We start from the raw sequence: 9,338 nt of genomic DNA, 5'->3' as shown, positions 1-9,338 counted from the left end.
CGCCGGGCTGTCCCTGGTGCGGCTGGCCACCGGGGTCGTTGGATGGGTATCCACCGCTGTTACCGGGTGGCGGTCCGTACGTCATGGTCTACCCCTGTTCTGTCGTCCGCCCACCCGCAGCGGGCACTGGTATGCGAATTCTGATCGTAACGCCCCAGGACCGATCGCTGAAGTGCCCATGCGGTTGCTGCAGGGGCTTTCAGAGACCTGCGTCAATGACCGTCGGGCCGCCTGGGCCGGGCGCGGTAACCCGGTGGCGGCGTTGGAGGCGGACCACTTCGGTGCATGGGTGGTAAGCCGCGGTCGGGTCCAGGATTGGGTGCGCCACGCCGCATCGGGGGCAGCGGGACCGAATCTCGGTGGGACGCGGGCCGGTCCGGCGACGAGCCGGACGGCCGCCGGTCCTGACGATCTGTCTGGTCCGCGGGGCGGGCGGCCCGCCTTCCGGGTTCTTGCCGAGGCCCGTACTGCGGGCGCTCTGGGTCCGACCATTGGCCGTGGTTCGGACGCACCGCGGCCGACCGGGGGTTGCGGTTGGGTCCGGAGGGCCGTCGACGAACCGGTCTGGCCGCCCCGGCCGATGGCTGATCAGCAACCTGTCGCGGCGCGCTTCTCATCACCGTGACCGTGGCATAGGCGGACACCGTCGCAGCCACACACGCACCCAGCGTCACCAGCCAGAGTCCGACAGCGGCATAACCGATCCCGGCATCACCGGTGCCCTCGAGCACCGCCGAGCCCGGGGCGAAGAGGTATTCCAGGGACATGAATACCGCGATCAGTGCCAGCCCGGCAGCCACCAGGGCCCCTACTCCGGGGTATCGGTTGATCACCAGCATCACCGCAGACACGATGATCAGGATTCCTAGGACAACGGTGATGATGCCGGGAGACTTGCTGTGCTCTTCCAGATCTGCGATCGCCTTTGCCTCACCGCCCAGCGCCTCGGCCCGTTCGGCCGAGATCTCAAGGGACACCGCGCCCATCCCGGTGACCGAGATACTGAGATCATCATCTGCGGCTGACGTCCAGGTGAAGAAGCTGAAGATCACCATCAGTAGTCCGGCCCCGGCCACTACGAGGCCCAGCTTCCGCGGCCGCGAGTCACCCGACTGCGCGGCGAACAACCCGCCGCCTCTGGTTTTCCGGCGTCGGGATGCGCGCCCCGTCCTCTGGCCCACCGCGACCGGTGCCGATCGCGAATGTCGGGCCGTGCCACCCGATGACGACCTTCCACCGAGATCTGAACCCGTCCGGTCGTACGTCATCTGCGCCCTCGTGATCAGCTCGCACCGCAGCCGACTCGCTCCGGAGCCGCCAATTCGGACAAATCGTAGCCTGCCCACCACCGAGGGTGCTGATCAGCGCGCCCGGATCGGTGTCGCCGTGTCGGTGCCCCCGCTCGGTTGACTATCGTTGCGCAACGGGTCGTTCAGCAGCGACTCGAGTTCCCCGAACTGCGCCGAGTAGTCACGCGACGCGGAATCCGGCCACCGGGATCTCCGACGCCCGGGCCTCACTCCCGGTCACACCCCAGCGTTGGCGTCCTGCTTCTTTTTCAGTTCCAGAGCGATATCGATCAACTGATCTTCCTGTCCGCCTACAAGTTTGCGATTTCCGGCCTCGATCAGGATGTCAGCGGCGCTGACACCGTATTTGTCGGCATGGCCTTCCGCATGCTTGAGGAAGGAACTGTAGCAACCCGCGTAGCCCATCATCATCGACGGACGATCGACCAGGCACTCCGTGGGCATCACCGGGCGGACGACGTCCTGCGCAGCGTCGGCGATTTTCATGAAGTCGACGCCGGTCGTGATGCCGAGCTTGTCGCAGACCCCGACAAAGGCCTCGACCGGAGTGTTGCCCGCACCCGCTCCGAACCGGCGCACCGAACCGTCGATCTGCTGGGCCCCGGCCCGCACTGCGGCAACCGAATTGGCGACCGCGATGTCGAGGTTTTCGTGGCCGTGGAAGCCGATCTGCGCATCGTCACCGAGTTCGGCCCGCAGCGCCGACACCCGATCCGACACCTGCTCGAGTACCAGGGCCCCGGCAGAATCGACGACGTAGACGCACTGGCACCCGGCGTCGGCCATGATCCGCGCCTGCTCGGCAAGCACTTCCGGCGGTTGACTGTGCGACATCATCAGGAAGCCCACGGTTTCCAGACCCAGCTCACGCGCCAGCCCGAAGTGCTGGATCGACACATCCGCCTCGGTGCAGTGAGTGGCGATCCGGCAGATCTGCGCCCCGTTGTCCTGCGCCGCACGGATGTCGTCCTTGATGCCCAGCCCCGGCAACATCAGAAATGCGATCTTCGCCGATTTCGCGGTTTCCACCGCCGCCTTGATGAGTTGCTGCTCAGGTGTTTTCGAAAAGCCGTAGTTGAAGGATGAGCCACCCAGACCGTCACCGTGCGTCACCTCGATCACCGGGACACCGGCGCCGTCGAGAGCGCCGACGATGTCGCGGACCTCCTGCTCGGTGAATTGGTGCCGTTTGTGGTGGCTACCGTCGCGCAACGACGAGTCGGTGATGCGGATGTCGAGAGTGTCGCTGAACTTACGAGGATCATTGATACCGAACATTGCTCAGACCCCTACCTTTTTCTGCGCTGCGGCCAGTTTCTGTTTTGCGATCTCTTCGCCCACCTTGGTGGCGGCGGCGGTCATGATGTCGAGGTTGCCCGCGTAGGGCGGAAGATAGTCGCCGGCCCCTTCGACCTCGACGAAGATCGACACCCGGGCCATCCCGCCGTTGCCGATGCTCGGCGGATCGAACTGGGGATCCTGGAGCAGCCGGTAGCCCGGCACATATTCCTGGATCTCCTTCTCCCGTGTGTGGATCGCCTCGGCGATCGCGTCGATGTCGGCGTCTTCCGGAATCGCACAGAAGATGGTGTCGCGCATGATCATCGGCGGGTCGGCCGGATTGAGGATGATGATGGCCTTGCCGCGATCGGCACCACCGATCGTCTCGATGCCGCGCGACGTGGTCTTCGTGAACTCATCGATGTTGGCACGCGTGCCCGGGCCCGCCGATTTCGACGACACCGACGCCACGATCTCCGCGTACACCACCGGGACCACCGACGAGACCGCGTGCACCATCGGGATGGTGGCCTGCCCGCCGCAGGTGATCATGTTGGTGTTCGGTGCGTCGAGATGCTCGCGCAGGTTGGCCGGTGGTACCACCGCAGGTCCGATGGCCGCCGGGGTGAGGTCGATCGCGGTGATGCCGGCGGCCTCGTACCTGGGCGCGTACTCGCGGTGCACGTACGCCGAGGTCGCCTCGAAGATGATGTCTGGTTTCTCGACCGATGCGAGGAGTTCGTCGGCGCCGCCCGACATCGTGATCAGGCCCCGGTCGGCGGCGCGTTTCATACCTTCGGACTCTGCGTCGATGCCGACCATCCAGCGGGGTGCGATAACCTCTGAGCGGGCGAGTTTGTACATGAGATCGGTGCCGATGTTGCCCGATCCGATGATTGCGGCGGTGATCTTGTCTGCCACGTTTACTCCTGACGTTTGGGGACTGTTCTCGGTGCGATGATGGACGGTGACGTCGCTTCTGATCAGCTGAAATCCAAAGTGACACTTCCCAACCCGACGAAGCTGGCGACAAAGTGGTCCCCGGGACGAATATCGATCGCCCGGGTCGCGGTTCCGGGCAGGATCACGTCGCCTTTGCGCAGCCTGACCCCGAAGCTCTCGACCTTGCGGGCCAGCCACGACACCGCGTTGAGCGGGTGCCCGAGTACCGCGCTGGAATTACCCTCGGCGATGAGTTCGTCGTTGCGGTGCAGGGTGGCGTCGATGTCACCGGTGTCGATGTCCGCGATCCGCACGCGCTGCTCCCCCAGCACCCATCCGCACGACGACGCGTTGTCGGCGATGGTGTCGGGCAACGAGATCTTCCAGTCCCGGATTCGGCTGTCGATGAGCTCGATGGAAGGAACAACCCATTCCACCGCCGCGATCACGTCGTCGTTGGTGCATCCGGCACCGGGCAGGTCTTCACCGAGGATGAATCCCACCTCTACTTCGACGCGGGGATAACAGAACTTGGTCGCGTCGATCGGGGTGTTCTCGTGGTACTGCATCACGTCGAGCAGATGTCCGTAGTCGGGTTCATCGACACCCATCATCTTCTGCATCGCCTCGGACGCCAGACCGACCTTGTGCCCGGCAACCGTGGCACCGGCGTCCAACCGCTTCCTGATGTTGATCAGCTGGATCTCGTAGGCATCGGTCACATCGAGATCCGGGTACGCCGTGACCGGCGGATCGATCGCGGCAGCCTGCTGCTCGGCCTCAGCCAGGTCGTCGGCGATCTCCCGGCGCAGCCGGTCGGAAATGGTCACAACTTGCCTCACTTCTCGGTCCGAACCGAATAGAACGTGTTTCAATTTTGAACCACCAGAGGGCTCGCCAACCCATTCCAGGCTGGTATAGCCTGCCTCTTGAGCAAGTTTATAACGTGTTCTACCTTGCGGGTGGAAGTCTGCAATGTGCGAAGGGGCAATTCATGAGTGGTCCGGACAGCGGACAGGGTGGCAGCGAGCCGACCCTCGGGGACGAGACGTATGACGTGATCGTTGTCGGCGCCGGCGGCGCGGGCATGAGCGCTGCCATCACGGCCGCGGCGCACGGCCTGGAGACGGTCATCCTCGAGAAATCCCAGTATTGGGGCGGGTCGACGTCACGCTCGGGCGGCGGGGTGTGGATTCCGAACAACCGGATCCTCGAGCGCGACGGCGTGAAGGACGACCGCGAGTCCGCGCGCACCTACGTCCGGTCGATCGTCGGCGACGTGGTCTCACCCGAGCGCATCGATGCCTACATCGACCGCGGCCCCGAAGCGCTCGACTTCCTGATGGAGCACTCTCCGCTGGAACTCGAATGGGTCAAGAACTACTCCGACTACTACCCGGAGGCACCCGGCGGACGCGTGGGCGGACGCTCCTGCGAACCCAAGCCGTTCGACTCGCGCAAACTCGGCGCCGATTTCAAGACGATGCAACCGCCCTATACGAAATCCCCGTTGAACGTGGTGGTGATGCAGTCGGACTACCGCTGGCTGAGCACCGGGTTGCGCCATTGGAAGGGACCGCTGCGCGCCATCAAGGTCGGCATGCGGTTCATCGTCGCGAAACTGACCGGCAAGAAGCTGATCGCGATGGGTGCGGCGCTGATGTCGGAGCTTCTGCTCGGTGTGCGGCAGGCCGGTATCCCCTTGCAGCTCGGCACCGGACTCGTCGACCTGGCGACGGAAAACGGCCGCGTGGTCGGCGTCGAAGTGGAATCGGACGGGATCAAGCGGACTCTCCGCGCACGCCACGGAGTGGTGCTGGCGTGTGGCGGTTTTGAACACAACGACGAGATGCGGCACAAGTATCAGCGCGAGCCGATCGGTTCGCAGTGGACCACCGGGGCCGAGTCCAACACGGGCGACGGCATCAATGCCGGCCTCAAAATCGGTGCGGGCGTGAGCTTCATGGACGACGCCTGGTGGGGCCCGACGATCCCCCTCCCCCGCGGCCCCTGGTTTGCCCTGTCCGAACGGGCATTGCCGGGCAGCTTCATGGTCAACGACCGCGGCCGACGATTCATGAACGAATCGTTGCCGTATGTCGAAGCGGTCCACCAGATGTACGGCGGCGACTTCGGCCAAGGAGACGGCCCCGGAGAGAACCTTCCGTGCTGGCTGGTCTTCGACCAGACCTACCGGAACCGGTACATGTTCGCCTCCGTGTCCGGACGGCAACCGTTGCCCGGCAACTGGTTCAAGTCAGGTGTGATCACCAAGGCCGACAGCATCGAGGCCCTCGCGGAGAAGATCGGCGTGCCCGCCGACGGCCTGACCGAGACCACCAAGCGTTTCAACGAGTTTGCCACCAAGGGCACCGACGAGGACTTCGGTCGCGGGGTCAGTCAGTACGACCACTACTACGGCGACATCACCAACAAACCGAATCCGAGCCTGGGCCCACTGACCAAGGGGCCTTTCTACGCGGTCAAGATGGTGCCCGGTGACCTCGGCACCAAAGGTGGCATCAACACCGACGCCGCCGGGCGAGCCCTCCGCGAGGACGGTTCGGTCATCGAGGGCCTGTATGCCGCCGGCAACACCAGCGCACCGGTGATGGGTCACACCTACGCCGGCCCTGGCGCAACCATCGGTCCGGCAATGGTTTTCGGCTATCTCGCGGCTCTCGACATCGCCGCGCAGGCACAACAGGACCGAGTCAGGGAAGAGAAGGCCGGCTGATGGCAATCGAACCGGATATCGCACTGGGTGCCGTGGTCTCGAAGGAGACGTATAGCTGGAACGCCTCGGATGTCGCGCTCTACAACCTCGGAGTGGGCGCCGGCGCCGATCCACTGGACTCCGCCGCCCTGGGATATTTCGACGACAATCAGCCGAAGGTGCTGCCGACGTTTGCCACCGTCGCGGCACATTTCCATGACACCGAACCGCCGAAGGTCTCCAAGCCGGGCATCGAGATCGATCTCGGAAACGTCGTCCACGGATCGCAGGAAGTGCTGGTGCACAAGCCGATTCCGGCAGCCGGCACAGCGACGACCACGGTGCGGGTCATCGAGCTCCAGGACAAGGGTTCGGCCGCGGTGATCATCGAGGAGTTCACCACCGTCGACGAGGCCGGCGACCCGCTGTGGACCGCTCGTTCTTCGATTTTCGCCAAAGGTGAAGGCGGTTTCGGTGGCGATCGCGGCGAGTCCGACAAGGTCGTCTACCCCGACCGCGAACCGGATCACGTCATCCAGGAGATGACTCTGCCGCAACAGGCTTTGCTCTACCGGCTGTGCGGCGACCGCAACCCGCTGCATTCCGACCCCGAGTTCGCCGAGAAATCAGGCTTTCCCCGGCCGATCCTGCATGGACTGTGCACCTATGGGACGGTGTGCCGCGCTGTTGTGGACACACTGCTCGGAGGTGATGTTGATCGAGTTCAGCGATTTGGCGCCAAGTTCGCCGGAGTCGTGTTTCCCGGCGAGACGCTGCGAATCAGGGTGTGGGAGGAAGGGTCCCGCCTCCTCATCACGGCGACGGTGGCCGACCGCGACGACGCGCCCGCACTGGGCAATGTCGTGCTGACGACGCTTCGCCACGAGGCCTGACAACGCCTGGCCCGCAAATATGCGGGTCAGGCACCACTCATGAATATGGCAACAAGACCGACAACGATCGCGGTCAAGGAGCCCAGCAGTGTGAGGACTCGCCAGATACGTAGTTTGATGACGGGGGCGTCTTTGACATGAACTGAGGCCATCGGATTCCCTCTCTAATGAACATGGCCAGCCCGGCTGGGTCGGTCGTCACCAGCAACCTCGAGAAGTTGTGTTACCAGTGTGATAAATGTGACACACGAGACATGTGATGCTGGTGAGCGACACCCGTCCAACGTGATAACAATTACACAACACGTAGGCCTTGCCTAGAACAGGTTCCACTCGCCTAAGTTAGACAAATGGACACTTCTGGGGGAGCGCCGCCGCGGGACAGGCTCGGATTCCGCGCGATCTGGCTGATCGTGGTGGCCTGTGCCGCACTGAGCATGGTCATCGCCGCGATGGCTTCCCTGAACACCGCGATCCCGGAGATCGCACCGGAAATCGGCGCCAACTCCAATCAGGTGACCTGGCTCATCGACGGATACACGCTCACCATCGCGGCCCTGCTGCTCCCGGCAGGTGCGATCGGTGACCGCTACGGCCGCCGGGAGGTACTGGTCGGCGGACTCGTCGTCTTCGCTATCGGTTCACTGCTCCCGATCTGGGTGTCGAACCCCGACCAGTTCATCGCTGCCCGGGCACTGACCGGCGTTGGGGCGGCGTTTGTCATGCCGGCGACGCTGTCGGTCATCACCGCCGGGGTTCCCGAGACCAAACGCCATCTCGCCGTGAGTATCTGGGCGGGCGTCGGCGGTTCCGGCGGGATCGCCGGATTCTTTGTGACGGGTGTGCTCCTGGAATTCTTCAGCTGGGAATCGATCTTCCTCACCTTCGGCATCTCGGCAGCCATCACCACTGTGCTGGCCTGCACGATCCCGACGTCCAAGGACTCGACCACCCACAAGTTCGACTGGATCGGTTCGTTCACCTCGGCGGTCGGCATCGGCCTTCTTGTCTTCGGGCTCATCGAGGCACCTCACCGAGGATGGTTTGATCCGCTGTCACTGTCGGCCCTCATCGGCGGACTGGCCCTCATCGGCGTGTTCTGGTGGTGGCAACTGAGATACAGCGACCCGTTGCTCGACGTGCGCCTGTTCAACAACCGGGCCTTCTCCGCCGGCACCCTCAGCATCACGGTGCAGTTCCTTGTCATCTTCGGAATCTTCCTGGTATTGCTGCAGCAGCTGCAGCTGGTCTTCGGGTATTCGCCGCTCAAAGCCGCTGTCGCCTTGATGCCGATGGTCGTTCTGGTGATGGTGTTCTCGCTGATCGGGAACTGGTTGACCACGAGGACAAGTCTGCGGCTCATTCTGGTGTTCGGAATGACTGCAATGGGTGTCGGAGCGATCTATCTCGGCGCGGTCCGGTCCGATGACTACAGGACCATTGTCATCGCAATGCTCATCCTTGCCGTTGGTCTCGGTATCGCGACGGCGCCGTCGACAACCGCGATCATGGTCAACACCCCCACCGACAACCAGGGCGTCGGTTCGGCCGTGAACGACACCGCCCGGGAACTCGGGTCGGCCATCGGCATCGCCCTTGGCGGAAGCCTTTTGGCCGCCGGCTACACGCGGAACATCGAACCGGTTGCCCGGGACGCCGAGGCCTCGATGCAGCAACTGTCGACACAGCTCGACGCCGCCGGTCAAACCGCACAGGCTCAGGAGGCCGCGGCCGCGGCCGGCACCATCGGCGAACACATCACGAACACCCTTGCAGAGGCGCTGCAGGTGGCAGCCCAACTGTCGCCGGTCGATCCGGAGCTTGCCGCACGAATCACCAGCGGCGCCATCGACGCGTTCGAAGGTCCGATGAGCGCGTCTTGCCTCGCCCTTGGGGGCGTCTGTCTGGCAACCGCTGTGGGTCTTGCCGTCTTCGCACCCAAGCAGATCGACGACGGCACGGCGGAGCGCGCCGCTGCCGACGAGCAAGCGAAGGCCGCCATCACCGAGTGAAGCCACCGGTAGCAGTCTGGGCCACAAGAGCTGGTGCTGGTGGTGGTGCTGCCGCCGCAGCCCGTCTGGGCGGCAGCACCACGACTTTCACACTGTCGAGTTGTCAATTTTCGTGCGCGGTCCCGACCGAGAGGTCGGGTGCGGCAGGGAAGATCTGGTCTTATCGGTGAATTGGTCGGATCGA

The 9,338-nt window shown here is 64.1% G+C and carries 8 protein-coding genes; 3 read left to right on the top strand and 5 right to left on the bottom strand.

Features of this window, described 5'->3' with window-relative positions; all coding sequences use genetic code 11:
* Positions 1-212: 212 nt before the first annotated feature.
* From VIQ49_RS17320 to VIQ49_RS17305, 4 genes are all read right to left on the bottom strand, one after another.
* Complete coding sequence (locus VIQ49_RS17320) at positions 213-1,127, bottom strand: hypothetical protein (RefSeq protein WP_331886796.1); 915 nt, start codon at positions 1,125-1,127, stop codon at positions 213-215.
* A 399-nt stretch (positions 1,128-1,526) separates the two neighbouring features.
* On the bottom strand, positions 1,527-2,588 hold the full coding sequence (dmpG, locus tag VIQ49_RS17315) for a 4-hydroxy-2-oxovalerate aldolase (protein WP_331886795.1): 1,062 nt from the start codon (positions 2,586-2,588) through the stop codon (positions 1,527-1,529).
* 3 nt (positions 2,589-2,591) lie between these two features.
* The gene (locus VIQ49_RS17310; protein ID WP_331886794.1) at positions 2,592-3,512 is read right to left on the bottom strand and encodes an acetaldehyde dehydrogenase (acetylating); all 921 of its coding nucleotides are present in this window, start codon (positions 3,510-3,512) and stop codon (positions 2,592-2,594) included.
* A 62-nt stretch (positions 3,513-3,574) separates the two neighbouring features.
* A complete protein-coding gene (locus VIQ49_RS17305; RefSeq protein ID WP_331886793.1) occupies positions 3,575-4,363 on the bottom strand; it encodes a 2-keto-4-pentenoate hydratase in 789 nt (262 codons plus the stop codon).
* A gap of 164 nt (positions 4,364-4,527) precedes the next feature.
* On the opposite strand from VIQ49_RS17305, the gene kstD reads away from it, so the two are divergent.
* Both kstD and VIQ49_RS17295 read left to right on the top strand, forming a co-directional pair.
* The gene (gene kstD, locus VIQ49_RS17300) at positions 4,528-6,270 is read left to right on the top strand and encodes a 3-oxosteroid 1-dehydrogenase (RefSeq protein WP_331886792.1); all 1,743 of its coding nucleotides are present in this window, start codon (positions 4,528-4,530) and stop codon (positions 6,268-6,270) included.
* The gene (locus VIQ49_RS17295; protein WP_331886791.1) at positions 6,270-7,142 is read left to right on the top strand and encodes a MaoC/PaaZ C-terminal domain-containing protein; all 873 of its coding nucleotides are present in this window, start codon (positions 6,270-6,272) and stop codon (positions 7,140-7,142) included. Before kstD ends, VIQ49_RS17295 begins: the two co-directional genes overlap by 1 nt.
* A 26-nt stretch (positions 7,143-7,168) precedes the next feature.
* Here the strand turns inward: VIQ49_RS17295 and VIQ49_RS17290 are convergent, their stop codons facing one another.
* Entirely contained in the window at positions 7,169-7,294 is a 126-nt protein-coding gene (locus VIQ49_RS17290; RefSeq protein ID WP_331886790.1) for a hypothetical protein, read from the bottom strand.
* 198 nt (positions 7,295-7,492) lie between these two features.
* Here VIQ49_RS17290 and VIQ49_RS17285 point away from each other — a divergent pair, with 198 nt between their 5' ends.
* The gene (locus VIQ49_RS17285; protein ID WP_331886789.1) at positions 7,493-9,154 is read left to right on the top strand and encodes an MFS transporter; all 1,662 of its coding nucleotides are present in this window, start codon (positions 7,493-7,495) and stop codon (positions 9,152-9,154) included.
* The last annotated feature ends 184 nt before the right edge of the window (positions 9,155-9,338 follow it).

This window comes from Williamsia sp., from assembly GCF_036566845.1.
GTDB lineage: Bacteria > Actinomycetota > Actinomycetes > Mycobacteriales > Mycobacteriaceae > Williamsia.
Note: the sequence above shows the minus strand (reverse complement) of the source record. Positions and strands in the feature narration are given on the sequence as shown.